The 24,461-nt window shown below is 51.2% G+C and carries 21 protein-coding genes; 8 read left to right on the top strand and 13 right to left on the bottom strand.

The window, feature by feature from the left end:
• Positions 1–167 precede the first annotated feature (167 nt).
• Positions 168–995 carry an MBL fold metallo-hydrolase gene (locus IKQ95_06980; protein MBR4196434.1) on the top strand — a complete coding sequence of 276 codons (828 nt, stop codon included), beginning with the start codon at positions 168–170 and terminating at the stop codon, positions 993–995.
• A 59-nt stretch (positions 996–1,054) separates the two neighbouring features.
• Here the strand turns inward: IKQ95_06980 and IKQ95_06985 are convergent, their stop codons facing one another.
• From IKQ95_06985 to IKQ95_06995, 3 genes are all read right to left on the bottom strand, one after another.
• Positions 1,055–2,557 (bottom strand): tripartite tricarboxylate transporter permease, encoded by a 1,503-nt coding sequence (locus IKQ95_06985; GenBank protein MBR4196435.1) that lies wholly within the window; start codon positions 2,555–2,557, stop codon positions 1,055–1,057.
• A gap of 15 nt (positions 2,558–2,572) precedes the next feature.
• Positions 2,573–3,139 (bottom strand): tripartite tricarboxylate transporter TctB family protein, encoded by a 567-nt coding sequence (locus tag IKQ95_06990; GenBank protein MBR4196436.1) that lies wholly within the window; start codon positions 3,137–3,139, stop codon positions 2,573–2,575.
• 69 nt (positions 3,140–3,208) lie between these two features.
• Positions 3,209–4,165 (bottom strand): tripartite tricarboxylate transporter substrate binding protein, encoded by a 957-nt coding sequence (locus IKQ95_06995; GenBank protein ID MBR4196437.1) that lies wholly within the window; start codon positions 4,163–4,165, stop codon positions 3,209–3,211.
• A 244-nt stretch (positions 4,166–4,409) separates the two neighbouring features.
• Between IKQ95_06995 and IKQ95_07000 the strand changes: the two genes are divergently transcribed.
• The 4 genes from IKQ95_07000 (at position 4,410) to IKQ95_07015 (ending at position 8,352) form a co-directional block, all read left to right on the top strand.
• Positions 4,410–5,342, top strand: coding sequence for a chemotaxis protein CheV (locus IKQ95_07000; protein ID MBR4196438.1), 933 nt, complete (start codon positions 4,410–4,412; stop codon positions 5,340–5,342).
• Complete coding sequence (locus IKQ95_07005; protein MBR4196439.1) at positions 5,285–6,022, top strand: hypothetical protein; 738 nt, start codon at positions 5,285–5,287, stop codon at positions 6,020–6,022. Before IKQ95_07000 ends, IKQ95_07005 begins: the two co-directional genes overlap by 58 nt.
• A 144-nt stretch (positions 6,023–6,166) precedes the next feature.
• Complete coding sequence (rpoD, locus tag IKQ95_07010; protein MBR4196440.1) at positions 6,167–7,255, top strand: RNA polymerase sigma factor RpoD; 1,089 nt, start codon at positions 6,167–6,169, stop codon at positions 7,253–7,255.
• 11 nt (positions 7,256–7,266) lie between these two features.
• Positions 7,267–8,352 carry an NAD-binding protein gene (locus tag IKQ95_07015; GenBank protein ID MBR4196441.1) on the top strand — a complete coding sequence of 362 codons (1,086 nt, stop codon included), beginning with the start codon at positions 7,267–7,269 and terminating at the stop codon, positions 8,350–8,352.
• A 137-nt stretch (positions 8,353–8,489) separates the two neighbouring features.
• Here the strand turns inward: IKQ95_07015 and IKQ95_07020 are convergent, their stop codons facing one another.
• Both IKQ95_07020 and IKQ95_07025 read right to left on the bottom strand, forming a co-directional pair.
• A complete protein-coding gene (locus tag IKQ95_07020; GenBank protein ID MBR4196442.1) occupies positions 8,490–9,971 on the bottom strand; it encodes an aldehyde dehydrogenase family protein in 1,482 nt (493 codons plus the stop codon).
• A gap of 218 nt (positions 9,972–10,189) precedes the next feature.
• Positions 10,190–12,040: a thiamine pyrophosphate-binding protein gene (locus IKQ95_07025; GenBank protein ID MBR4196443.1), complete on the bottom strand. Its 1,851-nt coding sequence runs from the start codon at positions 12,038–12,040 to the stop codon at positions 10,190–10,192.
• 207 nt (positions 12,041–12,247) lie between these two features.
• Here IKQ95_07025 and IKQ95_07030 point away from each other — a divergent pair, with 207 nt between their 5' ends.
• On the top strand, positions 12,248–14,752 hold the full coding sequence (locus IKQ95_07030) for an FAD-dependent oxidoreductase (GenBank protein MBR4196444.1): 2,505 nt from the start codon (positions 12,248–12,250) through the stop codon (positions 14,750–14,752).
• 10 nt (positions 14,753–14,762) lie between these two features.
• Here IKQ95_07030 and IKQ95_07035 read toward each other — a convergent pair whose 3' ends face one another.
• Positions 14,763–14,924 (bottom strand): hypothetical protein, encoded by a 162-nt coding sequence (locus tag IKQ95_07035; GenBank protein ID MBR4196445.1) that lies wholly within the window; start codon positions 14,922–14,924, stop codon positions 14,763–14,765.
• On the opposite strand from IKQ95_07035, the gene IKQ95_07040 reads away from it, so the two are divergent.
• Positions 14,923–15,531, top strand: coding sequence for a hypothetical protein (locus tag IKQ95_07040; protein ID MBR4196446.1), 609 nt, complete (start codon positions 14,923–14,925; stop codon positions 15,529–15,531). The genes IKQ95_07035 and IKQ95_07040 overlap by 2 nt on opposite strands.
• A gap of 227 nt (positions 15,532–15,758) precedes the next feature.
• Positions 15,759–17,369 carry a putative Ig domain-containing protein gene (locus IKQ95_07045; protein ID MBR4196447.1) on the top strand — a complete coding sequence of 537 codons (1,611 nt, stop codon included), beginning with the start codon at positions 15,759–15,761 and terminating at the stop codon, positions 17,367–17,369.
• A gap of 71 nt (positions 17,370–17,440) precedes the next feature.
• Here IKQ95_07045 and IKQ95_07050 read toward each other — a convergent pair whose 3' ends face one another.
• Genes IKQ95_07050 through IKQ95_07080 form a run of 7 tightly spaced genes read right to left on the bottom strand, consistent with a single transcriptional unit; the run spans position 17,441 to position 24,461 of the window.
• Positions 17,441–17,965 carry a type II secretion system protein gene (locus IKQ95_07050; GenBank protein ID MBR4196448.1) on the bottom strand — a complete coding sequence of 175 codons (525 nt, stop codon included), beginning with the start codon at positions 17,963–17,965 and terminating at the stop codon, positions 17,441–17,443.
• Positions 17,940–18,374 (bottom strand): type II secretion system major pseudopilin GspG, encoded by a 435-nt coding sequence (gene gspG, locus IKQ95_07055; protein ID MBR4196449.1) that lies wholly within the window; start codon positions 18,372–18,374, stop codon positions 17,940–17,942. The genes IKQ95_07050 and gspG overlap by 26 nt, the downstream gene beginning before the upstream one ends.
• 21 nt (positions 18,375–18,395) lie before the next feature.
• Positions 18,396–19,553: a type II secretion system F family protein gene (locus IKQ95_07060; protein MBR4196450.1), complete on the bottom strand. Its 1,158-nt coding sequence runs from the start codon at positions 19,551–19,553 to the stop codon at positions 18,396–18,398.
• A gap of 2 nt (positions 19,554–19,555) precedes the next feature.
• A complete protein-coding gene (locus tag IKQ95_07065; protein ID MBR4196451.1) occupies positions 19,556–21,109 on the bottom strand; it encodes a type II/IV secretion system protein in 1,554 nt (517 codons plus the stop codon).
• A 1-nt stretch (position 21,110) separates the two neighbouring features.
• Positions 21,111–23,162: a type II secretion system secretin GspD gene (gspD, locus tag IKQ95_07070; protein MBR4196452.1), complete on the bottom strand. Its 2,052-nt coding sequence runs from the start codon at positions 23,160–23,162 to the stop codon at positions 21,111–21,113.
• A gap of 46 nt (positions 23,163–23,208) precedes the next feature.
• A complete protein-coding gene (locus IKQ95_07075; GenBank protein MBR4196453.1) occupies positions 23,209–23,541 on the bottom strand; it encodes a prepilin-type N-terminal cleavage/methylation domain-containing protein in 333 nt (110 codons plus the stop codon).
• Positions 23,541–24,461 (bottom strand): hypothetical protein, encoded by a 921-nt coding sequence (locus IKQ95_07080; protein ID MBR4196454.1) that lies wholly within the window; start codon positions 24,459–24,461, stop codon positions 23,541–23,543. Before IKQ95_07080 ends, IKQ95_07075 begins: the two co-directional genes overlap by 1 nt.

Consider the following 24,461-nt stretch of genomic DNA (forward strand, 5'->3'; position numbering starts at 1 on the left):
TTCGGGAGCTGTAAATATTTCACGTTTTCATGTTAATCATCAGCGGAAGACTCTGAATTGTATCTGACATGAAGATTTCCCCGCGCTTGTGGCGCAAAAAATATTCTGTTATATTTATCTGCATTCCGCGAAAACAGGCGAATATTTACACGGAAGAAGGCGGCACTATGTTTCTTACTTTCGGCGAAAAGATTGCCCATTGGATGAAGAATCCCCGGCTGCTTTATCACAGGCCGTTCCATGTGATAGAGAATGTGTACTATGTCGGAAATGACTGGGTTTCGTCATACCTCATCGACACAAAAGAAGGGCTGCTCCTCATCAACGCCACAATGAACGAGACCGTAAGCATGTTGATTGACAGTATAAAGGCTCTCGGCTTTGACCCGGCGAATATCCGCAAACTTCTCATCACTCACGGGCATTACGACAAATGCGGAGGCGCGAAAGCAATTCACGACATAAGCGGCTGTGAAATATGGCTCGGACAGCATGACGCATTTTTCTTCACAGACAGAAGGGACATGATTATGTTCGAGGATCACGTTCCCGATTTCCCAATCACAAACTACTACGACTACAGCGGCGCAATAGATCTCGGCGGCGTTCACATAAAGCCCGTACACTGTCCCGGCCACACTCCCGGAACAACCTCACTATTCTTTGACGTTAATCACAAAGGGAAGAGTCTCACATGCGCCCATCACGGCGGAATAGGCTCTACATTCCTTGCGCGTGATAATCTCTCGAAAGTCGGAATCCCTCTGTCAGTCCGCGATATTTACCTCGAAAGCATCGACAAGGTCAGAAATATGAAGGCTGATATTGTCCTGCCGAACTACCCGGGAATATTCATCGGCCATGACTTTTGGCGGATCGCTGATTCTGATGACGGAAGCGGGGATGGCTTCATTGATTCTGAGGCGTGGGGGAGAATGCTTGACGCGAAAAAGCAGGAAATCCTCAACCTTATGCTTCAGGAAGAAGAATTGTAGTCCCGCAGAAAATCCCGGAGACTCTCCGCGAATCTTCCGGGATTCTCTTTCTGAGACGGTTAATTTTCCCCGCGGCGTTTGGCCTGCCAGTGCTTGTAGCCCTCTGTCTGAGTCACAAAAAGCACAACGAGAAGCACAAACAGCGCGATCGATATATAGCTCGTGAATATGCTGCCTAACATGCCCATCACTGAGCCGCCCTGAAGCATTACTCCACGCCGGTAATTTTCCTCGCACAGACGAGTCAGAATCACTCCCAGTACTATCGGTGCTATCGGATAATTGAACCGCTTGAGGAAGTATCCTATTATCCCGAATCCGAACATCCACAGAATATCATACACGCTGTTGCGGATTGCGTATGCTCCGATTACCGAGAGTATTAATATCGTGGGCATTAGGATTCCTTTCGGGACTTCAACAATTTTCGTGAACGCCTTAATCCCCGTCAGCCCGAAAACTAACAGGAAGAATGACGCTACAAGCAGACTCGCCACAATCAGCCAGAATAAATCGGGAGTCTGTGAGATGAGATTCGGACCGGGGCGCAATCCGTGTATCGTTAGTGCGCTGATTAGCACCGCCGTAACAGCGTCGCCGGGAATGCCAAGAGTCAGCATTGGGATAAACGCTCCTCCTATGGCGGCATTGTTCGCGGATTCGGGTGCTATTATTCCTTCTACAGCTCCTTTTCCGAACGGGGCAGAGGGCTTCTTGACGCTCCTTTTTGCCTGATCGTAGCTCAGTAACGCGGCAATATCTCCGCCCGCACCCGGCAATGCTCCCACTAACACGCCGATTATTGATGACTTTATTGTGAGCCATAAATATTTTGCTGACTCAGCCCATGACGGCAAAATTTTGTCGACTCTCTGCTTTACGGGAGTTGCTTTCATGTCGGTGATTTGACTCAGTGCCTCAGACGCTCCGAAAAGTCCTATCATCGCCACAACGTAATCAACGCCCGAATTAAGGTACACGATTCCGAATGTGAATCGCTTGATCGCTGTCTGTCCGTCAACACCGACACAGCCCAAGAATATCCCTATGCACCCCGCAATGAGTCCGAACCTCACAGAACGCCCCGACAATGAGCCGACCATCATTAAGCCCATAAGCGATAACATAAGGTAGTCGATTGAGTGAAAGTTACGGGCTATGCCTGCAACAAGAGGAGCGCACGTAGCAAGCGCAAGAACACCCAATAGAGTCCCGATGACTGATTGAGACGTAGCGAGTCCCATAGCTTCACCCGCCCGGCCTTTCTTGGCCAGCGCGTAACCGTCAAGAGCAGTTGCAACCGCAGCAGGTGCGCCGGGAATGTTCAGCAGTATCGCAGAACGTGAGCCGCCGAAAACTGACCCGACATAAACGCCTACCATCACCGCTAGTGCCATATGCTGTTCCCAGCCGAACGTGAACGACACAAGGAGCGATACCGCCATTGTTCCCGACAGCCCCGGAATCGCACCGACATATACCCCCGCGCATGTTCCCGCCGCGACAAGGGCAATCAGCCACGGTTCGCGAATCATTACGGCCATGTGTGATAATGCTTCCATGATTCAATCCTCCTTCTACGGAAATACGACGCTGAATAACATTCTGAAGACTACGACAATAAACGCCATTACGATTCCCGTCCACAGAATATTTTTCACGTAATCTTTCCGCGTAAGGTAGCACATTGAGACGTAGAGGAACGCAGGAGTCGCAATGTAGAAACTTACTCCCTCAACGAGTGCTACACAGTACGCAACAATAAGCGCAAGCATTATTACGATATTCAGCGGGAGGGCGTATGCGATTGCCTTTGTGATTTTCTCCCACGTGCTTTTGACTTTCGACAGGGGGGTCGACAGCTTGAAGTTCTCGATGACCGTCCACAATGACATAATCACCCACAGCGTAGACACGAACACAGGAACAGCCGCAGCGGACGCTATCCGGGGGCCTCGCCTCAATGATATACTGAACCACAAATCAACCGACAATTTCAGCGCAATCACTCCGAAAACAAGAACGATGAACGAGAAAACTTTTTCCCCGGCCTCTAGTGAATGCTCCTTAACGACAATCATGTCATCAGTGTCGACTTCAAGCGCAGGATTCAAATCGGGATATTCTTTCTCAGTGTCAGCCATTGAAATTTTCACCTCTTCACAAAAAATTAATCCCCCCGAAATGACTCAGGGGGCAGATTTTGACACAGCTTAGTCGAACGCGCCGGATTTTTTCAGGGCATTGATTGTGTTTTCGCGCCACGAGGAAATATATTTTGCGGCCTCTTCTCCGCTGTAGCCCAAGAAATTAATGTTGAAGTTAGCCAAGACTTTCTGATAGCTTTCCTGCGGCCCTGCCTTTGTGAACGCCTCCGACAATTTCGCGGTGATTGCCGGGTCTGTTCCCTTCTTCACGAAAACGCCGTAGAAAGGCCCCCAGGGGAGATATTTGGCGAAATCGGGATATTCAGCCGTTACCAGCGGTATGTCGGGCATGACGGGTACGGGCTTTGGCGACAACATGCAGAGGAACTTGAGATCCCCGGCTTTCCAGTCCTCGACTCCTGACTGTACTTTGCAGACCGTGAAATCACATTCCCCGTTCATGACGGCCGTTTTTGCGCTTGCGTCGCTGTCATAGGGAATCTGGTTGAACATTGCGCCGGTTATGTCAGTGATGAACGCTCCGACCTCCCAGGGGAGTCCGCCTGTGCCTGTCGTGGAAATTTTGAGCGTCCACGGAGCTTTTTTCGCGGCCTCGATGATTTCGGTGAAGGATTTGTACGGGGAATTTTTGCCGACAACGATTCCGACAACCTCATCGCCGATCAAGTAAACGCAGTCGAAATTGTTGTACGTAAGCTCGGAGATTTCGAGAACGTCATAGAGCGCGGGGTTCTCTGCTCCCATCAAGAGCGTGTAGCCGTCAGCGGGTGCGTCAAAAACATACTGAGTTGCGATTGAGCCAGTTGCCCCGGTCATGTTCTGGATGATGATGGATTTTCCGAGATACTGTTCTGCGATTGCTGACAGCGGACGGACAAGCGAGTCAGTTCCTCCGCCTGCGCCCCATTGAACAACGCCCGTAACATTCTGCGCGGGATAGTCTGCGGCGAATGAAGGTAAAGCGAAACAAAGCACGAGGAGTAACGCAAAAATTTTTCTCATGATACTATGAGACCTCCTGTTGATGTAATTTTTGATTGTGTGAAAATTGGTTGACGAAATTATAGCATGATGAATTTTGTTATACTTTGCGTGATTTATGTATTTGGGAGGCTGAAATATTAATCCAGAAGATCGCCGACTTCATATAATGTTGACGAATCATCAAAGGCCGCCTGAATTGTGATAATATATAGCGACATGTCAGCATTGTATTTTTCACCCGAAAGCAGAGGCTTAATCACAAATGCAGGAAGTCAAAAAAGTAACCACTGAAGCCGGGACTAACGAATGGCAGCTAGTTGTGTTCGTTCTCGGAGATCAGTCTTTCGCAATCAACGTTGACAAGACACGGGAAATTCTGCGCTGGCCGGGAGTGCGCTCGATTCCTGACGCGCCTGTGGCGTTAATCGGAATAACATCTGTCCGCGGGGAGGTTCTCCCGATGGTAGACCTGAGAATATTCCTGGGCATTCCCCCTGTTACGCCTATGGAGCAGAGCAAAGTTATCATAGCGGAGTTCAACGAGGTGAAGTTAGGATTTGTCGTTGACGCTGTAGAAAGGATATACCGCATAAAGTCAGAAGACCTTGACGCGAGCATGACGGGAAAATATTTAGGCGACTGGATACTCTACGTAATCAAGCGCGACTCACGGAATGTATTGCTTCTCGACTATGAAGCCATCGTACAGACGATAAGCCCGCAGCTAGTCATTCAGCATTCGGGCGACCCAGGGAAGGCTGTCGCGATGATGGAGGGAGTCGGACATCCAGGAGACTATCATATTATTGTCGCGGAGGACTCGCCGCTTATCCGAAAGCAGGTTGAGGACGCATTAATGGCAAGCGGCTTCACTGACCTTCATATTTGCCCGGATGGGAAAGTCGCCTATGACGCTATTGTCGGCGCGAATGAACACTGTGATTTGCTGATTACGGATGTCGAAATGCCGCGGCTTGACGGACTCACGCTCACGAGGCGCATAAAGGAGAATCCCGAAACGAAATCTATCCCGATAATAGTCTTCTCGTCAATAATGGCCAACGACATAAAGAACAAGGCCGCCAGCGTCGGGGCAAATTATCAGGTAACAAAGCCGGAAATAACGCAGCTAGTTGAGTGCGTCGTGAAAGTAATCCGCGAGAAGCAGGACAAAGAATCGGAGGCAGCAAGCTGATTTTACCTTTCTGGAACTCTGAACTATACGTAGAAATATCGCCGTGGTTTCCGTTCGGGAAGGACTATCAGCCCGTATCAGTCAATAGATTTTACGACTCAACCCTGAAGAGCATAGCAGGGTCATGTATTGATTTGGACAGCGAATTTTTCTTCATGGCCTCGCCGAAAACGGGGTGTGTCGGCAATCTTCCGCGTGAAAATTTCTTCAGGTATCAGCCTGACGGGGCGTTTAATCTCGGCTTCCTGATGATACTGGGATATTCCGAGAAAGTCGAGCGTGCTGTGATATTGTCGCTGGGACTCCTCGGCCCTAAGAGCGGACTTAGCGCGGGTATTACGGCGTGTTCCATATGGCGCAGGGGAATATTCGAGGGTACTGCGAAAGTTATAGCTGTGGCGGGTGATGATCCGTTTTTTGACGGGAGCGCGTATCTTGAAGTTCTGTCGCGTGTTCTTAGTGATGTGAAGGGCTTTATAGGCTCGCCGGGGCAGTCATATTACGCTGAGAAATTCGGGTATGAGCGTTTTTTCATGAGCTGGGAGAACGACAGCCCGTATGACATAGCCGCAAGCCGGGTGATTTCGGAGTTTGAGCTTGACGGGACAAGGGAAATAGTCGGCGGCTCATCGCGTGAGGATTTTCCGCCGTTCATGGGAGCTTCAGTAAGCATACAATGAGGGAGAGTGTGTAATTTGGCCAAGAAGAAAGAGAATACAGCAGAGACAGAGACAAAGACAAAGAGCAGGAAAACCCCTAAGAGGCCGGGCAAAAATCCCGCTGAGGAAGAAAAACTCAAAGCCAATCCCGAATCAGCCGGGGAAATTTCCGGCGGGAAAAGCGGGGACGCAGTAGGGGATCTCTTAGACGAGGGAAGCGGACGCGGATATGTTACGCATGATGACATAGAGCGGCATATTCCTGTTGAGACTTGGGACGCAGACACGCTCGACAGGATATTCACGAACCTTCAGGAGATGGGCATTGATGTTGTCGACAAGTCCGAAATCGGGAAGATGCCCGCCCAGACTGATACACGCGAGGAATTTATCCCGACAGTAGACAGCGAGATGGGAAAACTTGACGACATTCCGCTGACTGACCCTGTGAGGATGTACCTGCGCGAAATCGGAAAAGTGTCCCTGCTCACGGCCTCAGAGGAAGTAGAATTAGCGCAGAGGATGGAGAACGGAGACGTTGAGGCCAAGAAGAGACTCATTGACGCAAATTTGCGGCTTGTCGTGAGCATAGCGAAAAAATATATCGGGCGCGGAATGCTGTTTCTTGATTTGATTCAGGAGGGTAATTTAGGACTGATTCGCGCTGTTGAGAAATTCGACTACCGCAGGGGCTTCAAGTTCAGCACCTATGCTACATGGTGGATTAGGCAGGCCATAACGAGGGCGATTGCGGATCAGGCGCGGACGATTCGAGTCCCCGTCCACATGGTAGAGACGATAAACAAGATGGTGCGCGTGTCAAGATTGCTGGTCCAGGAATTGGGACGTGAGCCTTCAGACGAGGAAATAGCCGCGAAAATGGGTATTGAGCCTTCCCGTGTCGAGGAAATTCGGCGCATATCACAGTTACCCGTATCACTAGAGACACCCATAGGCGAGGAGGAAGACTCACAGCTCGGTGATTTCATTGAGGATCACGAGCTTCCGAGTCCTGACGAGGCCGCCGCGGGTCATTTGTTGCATGAACAGATAGAAGAAATGCTGTCGACTCTCTCAGACCGTGAAAGGGAGGTGCTTCACTTCCGTTTCGGGCTTGAAGACGGTCATTCGTACACGCTTGAGGAAGTCGGCAAAAAGTTCAACGTAACAAGAGAGAGAATCAGACAGATTGAGGCCAAAGCACTCCGCAAATTACGACAGCCGAGCAAGAAGCTGAAAGATTTTCTCGACTGAGGGAGGCGGCAATGTCTGCAAAAGGTTTCATTAAGACCGTAAAAGGTGCAAGGCGGGGAGTCTCACTCGCGCAGAAACTGCATTACAGGCTCGGCGCGGTATTGATGGTAATGGCCGGGCTTCTTTGCGGGAGTGCGTTTTTTGTGTGGTGGCTTGAGAAAGATTTTCGCGGGTCATACTTGGACTCGCTGTGGACGATAATGTTCACGCTCATAGGGCAGGGCGAATTTGCGTCATATCCTCACACATTCAGCGGAAAAATTATAGTGTTCGTGATTTCAATATTCGGCGTGGCGATTCTTGGAGTCGTTTTCGCCGAGGTTCTGCAAAGAATAATAAACAGCAAAATAAAGCAGCTAATAGGGGAGATGATGGGCATAAATACATGCAAGTTTGAAGGCCATGTGCTTGTCTGCGGATGGAACACGAAAGCGGCGTACATACTGCGGGAATTACTAGCGTCAGGCACACAGGCGGCATTAATCGCGAAAGAGAGACCCGACAACCTAGACAATAACGTGTTCTTCATACAGGGCAACCCTTCAGAGCGCGACACTCTCATACGCGGAGGAATACAGAAAGCACAGAGCGCGGTTATCCTGAAGGACCCGAATTTCGGCGAGGACGACTCACACTCAATACTAACGGCACTTGCAATCGAGGACACAGCCCCGGACGTTTATACGGTAATGGAACTCTATAATCCCGACAATGAACGCTACGCAAGGTACGCCCATGTTGATGACATACTATATTCCGACAGCCTTGTGGCGAATATCACGGCCATGTGTACACAGAACGAGGGAATATCGCCCTTCATCCGGGATATTCTTTCTTCTGCTGACGAGGGGCATAGCTTTGCGGCGTTTGACGTTCCTGAAGATTACCGGGGCAGGACAATCCGCGACATGTTCGACTATCTCAGGAGCGAGGGCGGACTCCCTGTGGGCGTGATTACTCCTCCTGCGGGAGCGGGGCATATTCCGTCGTCCGAATGGGTGTCGCAGGTCAACCCCCCGGAGAACATGACAATAACGCTTCCGATGAAGGTCGTGTGTATTGTGAAAGACGCAGCAGGAAACTACAAGGGCAAGTAAAACGGCATTTCCGCAACCCTCCGCAAATTTTTCTGAGAATGCAGAAATTCTAGCAGACACACGCAGATTTTTCACAAGCGCAAAAAAAAACAGACCGGGCAATTTCTCCCGGCCTGCTGTGAATTTCGGACTGGCTATTATTCCTCGTCCATTCCGTCCTGGTAGAACTCGCCGAAAAGCTCCTTCAGTGAGGGCATATCCTCAGGAATCGGACGCGCTACCCATGTCGTGTTCATGTAGTGCTTGAGGGTGATGTTCTCGCTGACGATGTTGCCGCCCCATGTGCCGCAGCCCATTGAGTTTGTCGGGGGCATTCCGTTTGTTGCGCTTCCTGCGTTGCCGCGGTTGTTCGGCTGGCGAATCATGCAGCGTGATACGGGGGCGCACATTCCGAGACGGTGAATATGATCGTCATCGAACGAGTAGAGTCCGCATGAGTGTCCTTTTCCGCCGGACTTGTCGAAAATTTCCTGCATTATGTCGAGTGCGGTCTGGAACTCTCCGCCGTACTTGAAGAGCGTCAACAGTGTGGTAAGTTTCTCGGTGCTGAAGAAATGCTGCTTGCCGATGCACTTCTTGATGTCGTCAGCGTTGCGGATGGTGAAGCCTTCCTTCTGTCCGTTGTTGGGCACTGCGATAAATTTGCGGTCTGCGGGAATCTCAAATCCTGCTGCCTTTGCGAGTGCCTGCGCTGAAATCGCTACTGTGTCGGGAAGCCTGTGGCCGGTCTCGTCCCACATAACTTTCTTGATTGCCTCTGCCTGTTCCCATGTCGGAATATACGCGCCTTCCTTCACGAGTCCTTCTACGAAATTGTCATAGACATCCTCATGAACGATCAAATTTCCGTCGCATGAACAGCCTGAGCCGAAGTCAGCGCACTTTGAGATTCTCGTGTTCGTTGCGGCCTCGTATGCGCGCTCTTTCGTGTTGGCGGTGTTGTCAACGATTACTGTTGAGTTCCCCGCACCTGAGCCGTAAGCCGGAACGCCTGACGAATAAGCAGCCCTGACCATCGGACGGCCTCCCGTAGCGATTACGAGGTCTACCATCTTCATCAGTTCCTGCGTCAATGTGATGCTCGGCTCCTCAATGACCTGAATGATGTCAGCGGGCGCGCCTTCGCGGGCTAATACGTCGCGGATGATGTTGACGGTCTTGCAGGTTGTCTTCTTCGCTCTGGGATGAGGCGAGCAGATGAGAACGTCGCGGGCTTTGACGGCGTAAATTGCCTGCCCTGCGGGCGTTACACAGGGGTTTGTTGTGGGAACAAGGGTGGCAATGACTCCTACGGGCTTTGCGTACTTCACGAGTCCTTTTTCGGGAATCTCCTCGATGATTCCGACGCTCTTCTGTCTGAGGCAGTCGCGGAGAATCAGCTTCAGCTTGTTGCGCTTGTTGCGTTTGGTTACCTTGTCGCCGAGTCGTGTTTCGTCAACAGCTTCATCGCAGATCGGCCCCCAGACTTTGAGCGGGTAGAGCGCGGCGCAGATTGCGCGGGCGAGGCGGTCGACTCTTTCCTGGTCATATGTCGCGATAACTTCAGCGGCGGCTTTGGCCTTCTTCACCATTTCTTCAAGCATTGCGATTTCTTCAGGTGTTACTTCATGATGTGCCATTGTGTTTTTGCATTCTCCTTTTATTGTTGGTATTAATTTTACTGCCCTGTTACCCCTCTTCCGCTGACGCTCCCTCCTGTAAAGTTCACCCCCCTTCCGCTATCGCTCCCTCCCCCCTTGGCAGGGGGGAAGAGAGACTCTCCCGTGTTCTTGCCTCCCCTGCGCAAGGGGAGGTGTCAGCTTGCTGACGGAGGGGTCGCGGAGGGGTCAACACACGCTTATTTCGTGATGTGTGATTTCGCGTGACTCGGCGGAATGTATTTTCCGTTCGCGTCCTTCTTGACTAACTTGCCTTCCTTCACGAGGTCGCCAGGGGTATAGATGTCGTTGATGTTCCAGCAGCCGGGCGTAGGTACTGCGATATTCTCCATGATTGCCTCAACAAGGAAAGGCTTTCCGGCTTTGTTCGCCTCGACAGCTTTCTTCAGTGCGGGGCCTAACTCATCGGCGGAATTTACGCGGATTGAGTCGACTCCGTAACCCTCTGCGACTTTTGCCCAGTTCGGCGAATATGCTTCACCGTTCGGCGTGTGGAATTTCGTCCCGTACTGCGTGTGATAATTGGCGTTCTCAAGTCCTGCAATTGTCCCGAATGCCATATTGTTCATGACAAGCCATGTGCAGGCGATTCCCTCTTCAACAGCCGTAGCCATGCACGTAGGATTGACTCCGAATCCGCCATCACCGATTAACGCAACGCAGATTTTATCCGGGGCGGCTTTCTTTCCTCCGAGAACTGCTGAAGCTCCGAATCCCATTGTCGCGAGTCCTGATGAGTGATGTACGGTGCCGGGAATCGTTATGTCATACTGCTGTGCGACTCCGTTCTTGTTCCATCCCACATCGGTGAAGATTAATGCGTCTTCAGGGATTGCGCCTTTAAGCTCTTTGAGGATTCTCTGCGGGGTCATCGGGAATCTTCCGTCATTGGAGATTGCTACGTTGCTTGCTTTGAACTCCTCTTTTGCCTTTGCGATTTTCTCACGGAGTCCGGCGCGTTTGATTCCTTCCGGCTTGATTTCTTTTGCGGCTTCAAGAAGCTGTGCGAGGGCTAATTTCAGGTCTGCAATTGCTCCGATCTCAACGGGATAATTCCTGCCGATCTCTGTCGGGTCAATGTCGATCTGCATGAATTTTGTTGTTGACGGATCGAACGTTACGCCCTGATACCAGCTCGACGAGTCAGCCTCAGCGAAACGAGTCCCAAGCGCAAGAATCACATCAGCACCAAGCGTAAATTCATGAGTGTGTGCCAGTCCCCAGAATCCCGTCTGACCTATCATTAACGGGTGAAGGTCGCTTACGCAGCCCTGTCCCATAAGTGTGCGAGAAATGGGAATGTCAAGAAATTCTGCGAGTGCTGCAAGTTCCGCCGATGCCTGAGCGAGAAGAACACCGCCACCGGCATGGATAACGGGTGCTTTTGCCTCAATGAGCCTCTTTGCGATTGCCTTAGCACATGCCGGGTCAAGCGCGGGCTTCACTGTTATGTGGCTGTCCTGATATGTGCGGGCGAAAAGATCCTCTTCAATTTCGCGGCTCCAAATGTCCATAGGCATATCGATTAACACCGGGCCGGGTCTGCCTGACTCCGCGAGCCTAAATGCCTTGTCGAGAATGTCCGGGAGGGCTTCTGCGTCATCGACTCTCCAGCAGCGTTTGCACACTGGCTCAAGCAGTCTGTACTGTGTAGCATCGCCGTGCATGTTGACTTCCTGATGAGGGTGCTTGCCGTAATAGTAGCTCGGTACGTCTCCGGCGAATACGACCATCGGAATCGAATCGAATGCGGCATTTGCGACTCCTGTCAGCACGTTCGTGATTCCCGGCCCTAAGTGGCACATTACGACCGAGGCTTTGTGCGTGACTCTGGCGTAACCGTCAGCGGCTGTTGAGGCGACTGCTTCATGCCTGTTGGAGATGTAGCGCAGTTTTCCGCCCTTCTGTTCGTTGCGGTTGAGAGCGTCAAGCATTCCGATGACTGTATGACCGCAGAGGCCGAAAATGTACCTTACTTCCCGGCGTTCGAGGTAATCTACAATGAGGTCTGCTACGAGTTTTTTGCTCATGCGTAAAACTTGCCTCCTTTAAGATTGATGATGATGATGAGAAATTTTCTAGTGAATTTTATTTTACTGGAAACGAGGATAATTTAATATAAATTCGCGGTTTCGTCAATGAAAGATATACTGAACAAAAATTTTCCGTCAGCAATAATTTTCAGGCGTGATATTATATTCCCATCCAAAAAATTTTAATGCAAAGAGGGATTCATCATGAAAAAATTTCTCAGCGTTATTCTATGTGTAATGCTTCTCTCGTCGTGTGCTTACGGTGCATTCACGCCCGGCACATATGAAGGAGAAGGCAAAGGCTACAGCGAGGGATCGCCCGTGAAAGTGAAGGTTACTGTTGACGCGGACAAAATCACCGCCGTAGAGATTGACGCGCCGGAAGAAGTCCCGTTCGGCGTACAGAATTTCGAGAATTACGCGGGGCAGCTCATCGGAAAAAGTGAGGCAAAAATTGACGCAGTGTCAAACGCAACAATGACACGCGATGGGATCGTTGAGGCCGTCAGCAAAGCACTCAAAGCCGCAAAAGGTGAGTCAGCCAGCAACAATGCCCCCGTATCATTCACGCCGGGAGAATACACCGCCGAGGCAATTGGCTATAACGGGCCTGTTCATGTCCGCGCAAGATTCACCGCCGACAAGATGACAGAGCTTGAGGTTACAGCACACACTGAGACTCCTCACGTAGGGGATATAGCGTTCAGCATAATGATTCCCGAAATGATAGAGGCTAACGGCTCAGGGGTAGACGCTGTATCGGGCGCAACGTTCTCGACAAGGGCATTACGGAACGCCGTCAACAGTGCCGCAGAGAAAGCATCATGCACGAACATGGACGCGTTCAAGTCCGCAAAAGTCGAACACAAAGCAGGCAAGCCCGAAAAATATACGTATGACGTTGTAATCATCGGCGCGGGCGGAGCAGGAGTCGCGGCAGGAGCGCAGGCGGCTCAAGACGGGAATACAGTCCTAATCATCGAGAAAAACGCCGAGGCTGGCGGGAATACCCTCGTTTCCGGCGGTCAATATCAGTCTGTCATGCCCTATCTTGTGTGGGATCCGAAAAACCCGGACGCTACAACGGGAATTTACGCTTTCACAGGGCAGGAGTATCCCAAAGTCAAAAGCGTTCCCGGCTGTATCAATGAGCTGAAGATGATTCTGAATTGGAACGAAGCACCCTTTGACGAGAAATATTACGACACACATGAATATGTAGCAGGCGACGCGGCGGAACTCTCAAAGCACGGTGTTCACGCTGAATATTTGCCCGTCTTGAAGGCACTGAAGGACGAAATCCGCGAATATCTCGCATGGGCACAGCCTAAACTTGACGCGGGGACTCCTGAGAATCAGCTCGCGTTGTTCTCGACTCTCAATCTTCACATTTTCCAGACATATTACGGCGGACTCCGTCAGAGTGCAGACAAAAAGTCATGGATTTACGGCGATGTGAATCTCGTCAGCCAGTTCATAAATCAGGCGCAGGGTCTCAAAGAATGGCTTGAAGGAATGGGCGCAACTTTCCACGAGGACACACAGCAGACATTAATCGGCGCATTGTGGTACCGTGAGAATGAGTTTATCGGCGCGGAAGTTGACACGAACAATGACGGCACAAAGGAGAGCTTCCCGGGGCGATGGGGTACATACTTTGTCGCACCCCTCACGGCCATGTACAAAGCCAATCCCGCAAACCGTCTCATGCTACGAACAACCGCAACCGAACTCATCAAAGACGGCGGGCGCGTTATCGGCGTGAAGGCAAAACGCTATGACGGCACGGAGATTACAGCGTACGCGGCAAAGGGTGTAATAGTTGCGACAGGAGGATTCGCGGCAAACCTGAAAGAAGTTGTGAATGATAATGTCTACTGGTCGCCGGAATACGTAACAATGTCGACAAAGACAACGAACCGCTCATCGCTTCAGGGCGACGGAATCACGATGGCCGAGAAAGCCGGAGCTGCCTCGACGGGAATGGGCTTCACTCAGATGATGCCGATTGCGTGGATCGACAACGGAAATTTAGCGTTCGGCGGGGGAAATTATGCCTGCTGGATCTCACCGATAACGGGACACAGGTTTGTTGACGAGGGATCAGAGCGCGATGTTCTGTCGCTTGCTGAGTTCAAAAACGGAATGGACTACAAGGGCAGCAAGGGAGTATTTCTTGAGTTCTACAACGTTGAGCAGAAGATGCCCGCGCCGACTCAGCTCCCCGAAACGGGCGACTACCCCGGACGCTACTACAGGCGCAAAATCTCGGAGCTTCCCGCATTGTTCGCGGAGTTGGGAGTGAAGGCAGATCCGAAAGTTGTGGAGGAGACAATCCGCAAATATGATCAGGCTGTAATGACCGGCTCAGAGTTTCCCGATGTCGGAAAAGCTATAGCCTCGCGCCCTGTCGGGAACGTTCAGAAGAATGCGGACGGCTCATATAACGTCAGCACCTACGACCTAGACAACACGGTGATGACAATTCGCCTCATGGCACCGAGCACACATCACACTATGGGCGGGATTGTTGTTGACGAGGGAAGGCACGTACTCACGTCAGCGGGCAGAATCATTCCGGGACTTTACGCGGCGGGCGAGGTTACCGGGGGCATTCACGGCGGGAATCGTCTCGGCGGGAACGCAATCACCGAAATTTTCGTGTCAGGAAGAATCGCGGCTCAGACTTTGAACGCTGAGAACAAGTAAAAATTTCCGGCTATAATTTAGCGGTCAGGCTCATTGCGGGCTTGGCCGTTAATTTTTCGGAGGGAGGGAATGACATGAAAAAGTTTGCGGCTATGATTATGTTATTGTTTTGATGTTCGGGCGCGTGGGCGACATGGAATTTATCCGGCAGTTCTGCTTCGATTGCTGACATGTCGGACGGGAAATCGGATTATTCCAACGCAAGGTTTTTCAGGTTCGCAATTGAGCTTGAGGATCCGGAAGTTCCTGTAACGGAGGAGATTGCGAAAGTCTCAGGAAGCCTCACAATTTCGGGAGGGAGATATTCATTCTGGAATGGGCGCGAAATGCAGAAAGTATCAGGCGATACAATGACATTCCCGTTTACGGAGGTTACCAACGTGCGTGACGGTTCAGTCATTTTCGAGATGCATGACAATAACGGCGATTTAGTGTATCTCATCCCTGAGAATGAGACAGGCTTGAACGGCGTAGATGTCTCGTGCCATTTCCCTGCGATGACTTCATTTGACGGAGCTGTGAATCTCGGAACTTTCCGCACGACTCAGGAGCAGCTGAATGAGTATGTACCCTACATTGAGTATGTCCGCGACGGCACAAAGGTAACGGGGCTTAAATATAGGTTAGTCGTAAGCTCTGACACTGAAACTGCGCTCCCTGCTGAAAATTACACAAACGTATTTTTCAACATATGGGGAACAAACTGGAACTTTCTCACATATACCAGCGAGGAGCCAAGTCCGGCGGATGGTAGGCTTTTGACCCCGGCGACACTGTAGAAGGCACTGTATCATTTGATGAGCCTGTAGAGGAGTCAAACATATGGGCGGCTGAGATTGGGGGCACCGATGGGATAATCGGCGATTACAACAGTAAGGCTTATAACTGGTACTTCTTCGACAACAAGCTGACACCGAATATTTACCTCTGGCGGCCTCACGATACACAGGCGCGTTTCATAAACGGCAAATCTTACTACAGGGGCGCAAAGTTTGTTGAAGTCGACATGTACATTGAAGCCGAGAATATTATCGCTGAGGCAAAATATTTCACGGACGAGGGAACAATCAGCATACCCGGCGGAGGATATACGATTGTTTCAGACGATGCTTTAGACGGCGTGTCATCAAAAACAGTGCTTGACAATGTAGCGTCAGGAAGGGATATGACGTTCGGCCTGAAAGTACATCCGTCAGTAAATCATCCGTCAGTAAGCGGGGGCAGCAAGAATTATATCGGCTCAACATTTATGGAATATGAGGTAACAGACGACAGCGGAAAGGCTGTAGCATTCACGGGCGGAGCTGAGACCGGGCTTAACGGGAGAAATATATCATGGACATTCCCGGCTGATTTGAGCATGGACGGAAGCGCAACACTGCCTAATTTCAAGTCTACAGCAGAACAGCTCGCGGGGATTGTTCCGTATGTTGAAGCAGTAAGCTCGGACGGAAATTTGACGGCGTTAAACTACAGGCTTGTTGCGTCAAATGACACCTCAACAGCTGTAACTCCCTCATACAGGACGGATTTCAGGTTCTATATTGAGTCGCGGGACTTTGAAGCAGGAAAGGCAGTCAGAATTTTCCGGGGCGACTGGCTGAACAACAGCTACAGCGGGACATTCACATTCAGCGAGCCTATACCGATGGAGCAGATCTACAACGTTCAAGTGAGACTGCGTTCATACGAGGACTCAAGGCGACCTGTTTACATCTGGCACTTCTTTATTGCTGAAGCCCTCGAAATCACAACAGCGACTCTCCCCGCCGCAACACAGAACGCTCCCTATACAGCGACCCTCGCGGCTAATCTCACTGGCGCAACGTGGTCTGTAATTTCAGGCTCGCTCCCCGATGGACTCACCCTCAGCACATCGGGGACAATCTCAGGCTCTCCCACGACGGCAGGGACATCAACATTCACCGTTAAGGCCGAGAAGGACTCACAGTCAGCGGAAAAACAGCTCTCAATCACCGTAAGCGCAACTCCCACAATCACAATCACGACAACGAGCCTTCCTTCAGGGACGCTGAACACGGCATACTCCGCAACACTCGCGGCAAGCATTACGGGCGCAAACTGGAGCGTGATTAGCGGGACTCTTCCTGCCGGATTATCGCTCAATTCCTCAACGGGCGTAATCTCAGGCACTCCGATAACCGCAGGCACTTCAACATTCACCGTAAGAGCGACATACAGCACAGCGAGCGCGGAAAAACAGTTCACAATCACAATCTCAGATATAACTCCTGTACCTGTTACAACGCTCACAATTACGACATCGAGTCTTCCCGACGGCACAGCAGGCACGGCATATTCGGCGACTCTCGCGGCGAATCTTTCGGGCGTAACGTGGTCTGTGATTTCCGGGACACTTCCTGCGGGACTCACTCTCAATTCCTCAACGGGCGCGATTACGGGTACACCAACAGCAGAGGGGACATCATCATTCACCGTAAGGGCTGTATCAGGATCACAGAGCGCGGAAAAATCATTCACCGTCAACATAGCTCAGGGGGTAATCGGCATTGGAGGCGGCACAAGCGGAGGCTGTGAGTCAGGGCTTTCGGTTTGCGGCCTGCTGCTTCTCGCAATCTTCCTCAAGAAACGTTAGCCCGCGCAGAGACATTACCCACAAAAAACCGGGACTCCCGAAAAGGAATCCCGGCTTTCTTTTGCCTTCTGTTACTTCTTTTCGATCTTCATGCAGTAGCCCGTAACTGTCAGCGCATATTCATCCGCGTTACTCTCCGTAATATTTCTGCCTGCCTGCGTGATTTTTGCGGGGGAGCAGGAGCCGTCAGCGTAGAAATATATTATCTCAGGCTCAAATTTCCAGCCGTCATCATCGGGGATATTCTTCATGCTGACATTCTGCCATTCGAGAATCACGGGGCGTTCTTTGTCTGTTCCGAGAAACGCGCTTATGCTGTCTTCTGCGACTTCTTTCTGCATGAGGGCTTCTGCAGTGATTACTCCGCGCTTTGCGGAAATATTTTCAGTCTTCACCGACAATCTTACGGGCGTTCCTGACAAAGCCATGTCAGACGCTTCCTCTATCAGCCGCTGTAATATTGCTGACGAAGGCTCAAAGTAAAACGAAATCCGCGGGAGCATTACTGACGCTGATATTCCTATGACCGCAAGAACTACGAGAATTTCCGCGAGAGTGAAGCCGCTGTGATTAGTCCTCGTTCGTGATGTCGGCATTGACTCCTTCTCCGCCTTCTTCACCGTCAGGGCCGTAGCTAGTTATTGTGATTCGTCCGTTCTGATTGCGGTATATGTACGGATTGCCCCATGGGTCATCGGGGACTTTCTTGAGGTAGCCGCCTTCCGCGTAACGTTTCGGGACTGGGCTTGTTGTCGGTGCTGTAACGAGAGCGTCAAGCCCCTGCTGTGTGGAGGGGTAGAAGCCGTTGTGCATCCTGTACATTTCGAGAGCGTCCTCAAGCGAGCGTATCTGAGTCGCCGCTGTAGTGCGCTGTGCTTCCGCTACCTGTGGGCCGATTCTGGGAACTACAAGAGCCGCAAGCAGTCCCAAAATTACAACGACAACCATAATTTCAATCAGCGTAAATCCTGAACGCCGCACTAACATTAACTTTCTTTCTTTCATTATTATTCCTCCTGTCAATATTTATCTCACTATACCAGCAAGGTCAAATACCGGCGTTAATATCGCAAGCACTATGAAGCCCACGCTGAAGCCCAGTATCAGAACCATCATCGGCTCCATCAATGTTGAAAGCCTTTCCATTCTTGTCTGTGCAATTTCGCGAGACTGCTCGGAAACGTTCGTAAGTGCCTCGGCAAGCTCCCCGCCCATTTCGCCGACTCTCACAACTGCTACAGTTTCCTCCGGCATTCCGATTTTCTCAAGTGCTTTGTCGAAACGGTGTCCGGCCTTTACCATTTCGGCAGCGTCTAACCATCTCTGAGTCTGAACGTCCATTGACGAGGCCATTTTCAGGGCTGATACAAGCGGTATTCCCGACTTCAGCAGGGTGCTTATGTGGGACATTACGAGGGCTAAATTAAGCTGGTCAGTTATCCCGCGCATGAACGGCAGTACTATTTTCCGCCCGGTGCGCTTCATCCATATGAACATCACCGCCAGCGCAAGCAATATCCAAAGGCCGTAACCGCTGAGGAAGTCCGACATTCCGATTAATATTCTTGTGGGCAGGGGCAGCGTCTGGTGCATGTCCTCGAAAAGCTCCGAAATTTTCGGCACAACATACGTAAGCATGAATGACACAACGCCGATTCCGACAACCGCCATCACTATGGGATACGTCATAGCCCCGCGAATTTTGCGCCGCAGGTCGTCCTCTAGCTTGAACTCGTCAGCGGCCTCATTCAGGACTGATATTAGCGTCCCGGACTGCTCGCCCGATTCTGCCACGCGCCATAAACTTTCACGGAATGCGCCTGACTCGGACAATGCTGTGTGGAATTTGCGCCCTCCCTCAACTTCGGCAAGCAATTTTTCCATCACCGGCTTCATGTTCCTGTCTCTTGCCTGCCGAGACATTATGCGGAGGCAGTCTGCTAACGGGAGTCCCGATTTCAGGTAAGACGCAAGGCTCCGGCAGAAAAATATATGCTGGTCTAACGGAAGGAGCTTGATTTTTGCGGTTCGCCCGCTCTTTTTGTCCTCAGCTATTTTCACGTCAACAACAACAATCCCGCGTTCTGTGAGGCGGTCAACAGCCTGAATTGATGAGGCGGCCTCTATTGTTCCCTTTGCTGTTTTGCCCTTTGCGTCATATCCTGTGTAGCTGAAATATGGCATGTCTAATCCTCTCCGGCAACCCGTGCAAGCTCATCGGGGGAAGTCAGCCCGGACTGAACAGCGGAAAGCCCGATTTCCCACAGCGTTTTGAACCCTGACTCACGCGCTATTTCACGGAGCTTTGAAGCAGGTGCGCCGGATACAAATGCTTCCTGTATAGCCTCATTTATCACAAACTGCTCGTAAAGTCCCACGCGCCCGCGGTAGCCGGTATTATGACACTCAGAACACCCCACAGGCTCAAACGCCCGCGACAATCCCTGTTTCTGCATCATGGCCGGGGGAGTAATCTCGCGCCTGCAGTGAGGGCATAATCTCCGGGCAAGTCTCTGCGCCACTGTGCCAATCATACAGCTTGCGGCCAAGTACGGCTCTATTCCCATGTCTACAAGACGGATTATCGCGCTGATTGAGTCATTCGTGTGAAGGGTTGACAGCACTAAATGCCCCGTCAGTGATGCCTGAACGCCGATATGCGCCGTCTCAAAGTCTCTCATCTCTCCTATCATCACGATGTCGGGATCTTGTCTCAGGATTGAGCGCAATGCTGACGCGAATGTTACGCCGGCTTTCTCGTTCACCTGTATCTGACTTACTCCGGGGAGGGCATATTCTACGGGGTCTTCTACTGTGATTATGTTTACCTGCGGGCTTGCGAGTGCCTGAAGTATAGCGTAAAGGCTGGTTGACTTCCCGCTTCCTGTAGGGCCGGTGAACAGTATCATTCCGTGAGGGTGATGGATTAATTCGTTCATGATTTCACGCTCGCGCTTCTCCATGCCCAAATCTGAGAGCGTCAATAATCCGTGTCCTTTGTCTAAGAGCCTCATAGCTATGCGCTCCCCGTACTGTGTCGGCACAAGCCCTACGCGGACATCAACCGCCCTGTCCCCTACTGTTATTCCTATTCTGCCGTCCTGCGGGGACATGTGTTCGGCTATGTCCATTCGGCTCATGACTTTTATTCGGCTCGTCAGCGGTGCCTGATTCGAGCGGGGAAGCCTCAGCCTGTCCTGCAATACTCCGTCTATCCTGAAGCGGATTAACACCTCATCTTCATACGGTTCTACGTGAATATCTGTAGCACGCTGCCTCAATGCGTCAACAAAAAGACCGTTCACAAGGCGTATGACAGGAACGTCAACAGAGTCGCTCAAAACATCCTCGCGGGTTAGGTCGTCAATGTCGTCTATCCCCTCGATATTCTTGGCGGCCTCATCAGCTGCAACGCTCCGCAAGTCGTACAATGTCCGCAGAAGCTCGCTGATTTCCTTCTCGTCTCGGATTTCAACATCTACAGGGTATCCCAGCGCAACGCCTAACATCTGCGCTTTCGGGTATGCGTCAAAATTCACAGCCCCGATTATCATAACGCCGTCTTCTATTCGGAGAGGGACTATTTTCGCCTGCCGCAATATATCAAGTCCCATTCCTTCAGGAAGGAGGCTTGAGACCTCTTTAGCTTCAGGCAAAGGAGGCAGGGTCTCAGCTCCGGGATTTTCACCTGCGTGTGAGGCTTCTTCTGTTACGGGGGATTTCTCCAGTTCAGCGGGCATTTTACTTCCTCCGCAAACTTTTCTGATACAACTGCCGGAAGCGTATATCAACGTCCGCTTCAACAGGGCTTACATCAACGCTCAATAACTCGCGCCGGGCTTTTTCCGGCATGACGCTGGCAAATCCCAAGTCCCCGGAAACATACACTGACGCAAATCCGGAGGCCGACATTGTAGCGTGCCTCATCTCTGAGGGGTCTTCTATTATCTGCGGTGTAAGGAATATAACAAAGTCTATTTTCTCCTTTTCCTTTGAGATACTTTTGAACAGCCCCCCGATTAACGGAATGTATGCGAGTCCCGGCACTTTCTTTGTGAGTGAGCGTTCTGTCTCCTTTATCATTCCGCCGAGAATTATTGTCTCGCCGTCTCCGACTACTACAGACGTATTCACCTCACGCTTTGACGTGCGCGGGGTAGGGTCTCCGGGAGCTGTCAATACGTCCTCAGTAGTCTGCTTTATGTCCATCGCTACAAGGTTTCCGCTTCTGATGTGAGGCGTTACCGTCAGGGTTAATCCTGTGTCCTTGTAGTCTACATTCGTCTGCACCGCTGAAGGGTTCGACAAGTCAGATGTCGTGCCTTTCATTACGGGGATAACCTGCCCGACTTGGAACGAGCTTTCTTTGTTGTCCGTACACATCAAACGGGGGACTGAGAGAACATTAACCGCGTTATACTTCTTCAGCATGTTGATTGTCGCGTACATTAACGCCATAGGGTTATAGTTCGTAACGCTGTAGGTTGAGCCGCCTCGCTCTAAAAGCTCCTCGCGCTTTGACAGGTCATTGAACCACTGCATGAATGTTGAAGGCACTGAGCTTTCTCCGAGCGACATATTTCCGCCTATCAATAAATCATCAAACATCATGCCGCCGACCATGTTCCAATCTATGCCCTGATTTTCGAGGTTGGTAACGTTGATTTCAGCGATAAAGCCGCGCAGTAATATCTGCTTGGGCTGAATGTCGATTGCGTCAAGAATGGGAACAAGGCTGTCAAATTGCCTCTGTGTCGCCGCAAATATGAGGCTGTTTGTGGCAACGTCAGGTACTACCGTAGCCGGGAATCTCGCCGCGTCAGCTCCCAGCATTGTGGCTGTTGAGGTTAATACTTTGGCGACCTGCTCGGAGGCGGCTGTAGCGTCAATGTTCTTGAGCCTGTATATATGGAAGTCGCCTATTTTGCTGTCCACGTCCAAATCGGTTATGATTTTCGCTGCTCTGTCCACTGCCGCGGAGCTTCCCACGACAACAACCTTCTTGCTTGGCGCGTCGGCTATGGCGTTTACCCCTTGTAGAGGCCCGTTTGCCCCTGCTATGGCGTTTAGCTGGGCGGCGACTGTGGCGGGGTCTCCGTATTTCAGCTCAAACGTACGCGATATTCTCGCGCTTCCGGGAGTGTCAAGTCGGCGGATAAGCTCCATTCCCTTGCGGACATCCGTAGCACGTCCCTGAAGCAGTATGTCGCGCCCGTTTCCCACGGGGATTGCCATCAATGAAGGGCCAAATGACTGCTGGAGAGCCGGCACTATGCTTTCAAGAGTTACATAATCTATCGGCACTATATATGTTACTGTCTCCTCGCCGAAACTTGGGCCGGACTTGCTTCGGTATACATTCGGGGAAGGGCTGTTCCCTCCCTGCCTCACTATTGAGTAGCTGCCCATGTTCTGAAGCGAGAAATTATACATCTGCAAGGTTGACAGCATTATTTCGCGGCTTTCGCGGACTGTTACGGGGTGAGGGGAAATTATTGTTATCTTGCTTGAAATATTTGGAGGCACTATAAAATTCTCCTGCAATACTTCCGACATGAAGCGCATGAAACGCACTAAATCCATGTCTTTGAAGTTGAACTGCACAAGCCCTGAACGCCTCATTTCCTGTGCCGCCAATAATAAGTCCTGCTCCTCTTCAGCGGTCATTGTATTTCCTGAGCCTGACTGCGCCGGGGTGTTAGCCTGTGCGGGAACTCGCCTTGTCGCCCCGTCCGCGTTTGATGACAGCATTAATATTAACGCGCATATATATATACTTTTCCTGACGTACAATATCTCAGCATCTCCCGTCATGTTATTGCGGTTATTGTAACATGCTTCACTCTGTTACGTAGATTTCCGCGCTCCGTCCTCCGTCTGTTGTTACTGTAACTTTCCTGTATTTAAGCTCGAAATCACCTATCGGGACTGAGTCATCTTCAGCGCGCCAAGAGTAGCCCTTCTTGTCATCAGTTCCGCTTGAAGGCATTTCCGCGTCTATCCTGAAACGCAGCCATACTTCCTGAGCGGCGGAAAGGAGTTCGCGCTCACCCTCTATTTCACCGAGCAGCCTGTATGACATCGCTATGAGCCGGAAACCCGCAGTAATCACAAGGCCGGCTACGGCAGTCGCAACAAGCACTTCCATCAGCGTGAAGGCTTTTCGGCGCATTATTTCACCACGTAGCGCAGGGCTGTGTTCTTTCCCCCGCGTGTTACTTCAACGTCAAAGCGTTCGCTTGACATCAGGGAGTTTATGGAGTTAGCTATGTCTCCCATGTTCGTAAACGGTATGCCGTTCACTGAGCGGATTATGTCTCCGCGCTGGACTCCCAGGCGTTTTAGCAGGCTGTCGTTCTGTATCCACTGAACCTCTAATCCTCCGGCTTTCTCATTTGGGCGCATTCGTATTCGTTTCAGCTCGTCAAATGGATTCTGGACGAGGTTGCTGACCATTTCGCCGGGTATCTGCCCTTCCTGATCCGGGGCGGCGGCTACGATATTCCCGGTCTGTTTCGGCTCTTCAGGCTTTCGGAACGGTGTCGGCTGCTTAGGGGCGGTAACTTTGGGCTGTCCTGCGTCAGCTATAGGGCCGTAGATTATGTATTTCTTCACGGGTGGTTCGTCTCCCCTCCTGAAGGTCGCGTCAGTGTAAGAGACTGCGGCCAGCTTGTAGCCCTCTGTCTGTCGGCCTATGAGGATAAGTTTCAGGCTTCCGTTGAGTTCGCACCATGCACCTATGCCGGGAAGAGTCCCGCGCAGGATTAAGCCGGCTAACTTTGTGTCAGTCTCCTCTGCGGGGGCGGGGTCAGCGGGCGGGGTATCTGGTGCGGGCGGGGCAGGAGTGTCAGTTTTCTGCGGTGAAATCTTGAACGGGTTAGACGACAGGAATTTTTCGAGGCTTCGGGCTTCGGGGGCTGTCCTGTCCGCCTGTCGGGGGGCTGTTACTGCTGAATTGCTCTGCCCAACGGAGCCGGAAAGATACTCAAAGAGATATGACAGTCCTGCGTCGGCGAGGCTTCCCGATGAAAATCCAAGCACTGCGGGAAGTAATATCATCCATAGAGCATTGAGCTTAGGGGATTTGTTCAT

It is taken from the genome of Synergistaceae bacterium (assembly GCA_017540085.1).
Lineage (GTDB): Bacteria > Synergistota > Synergistia > Synergistales > Aminobacteriaceae > JAFUXM01.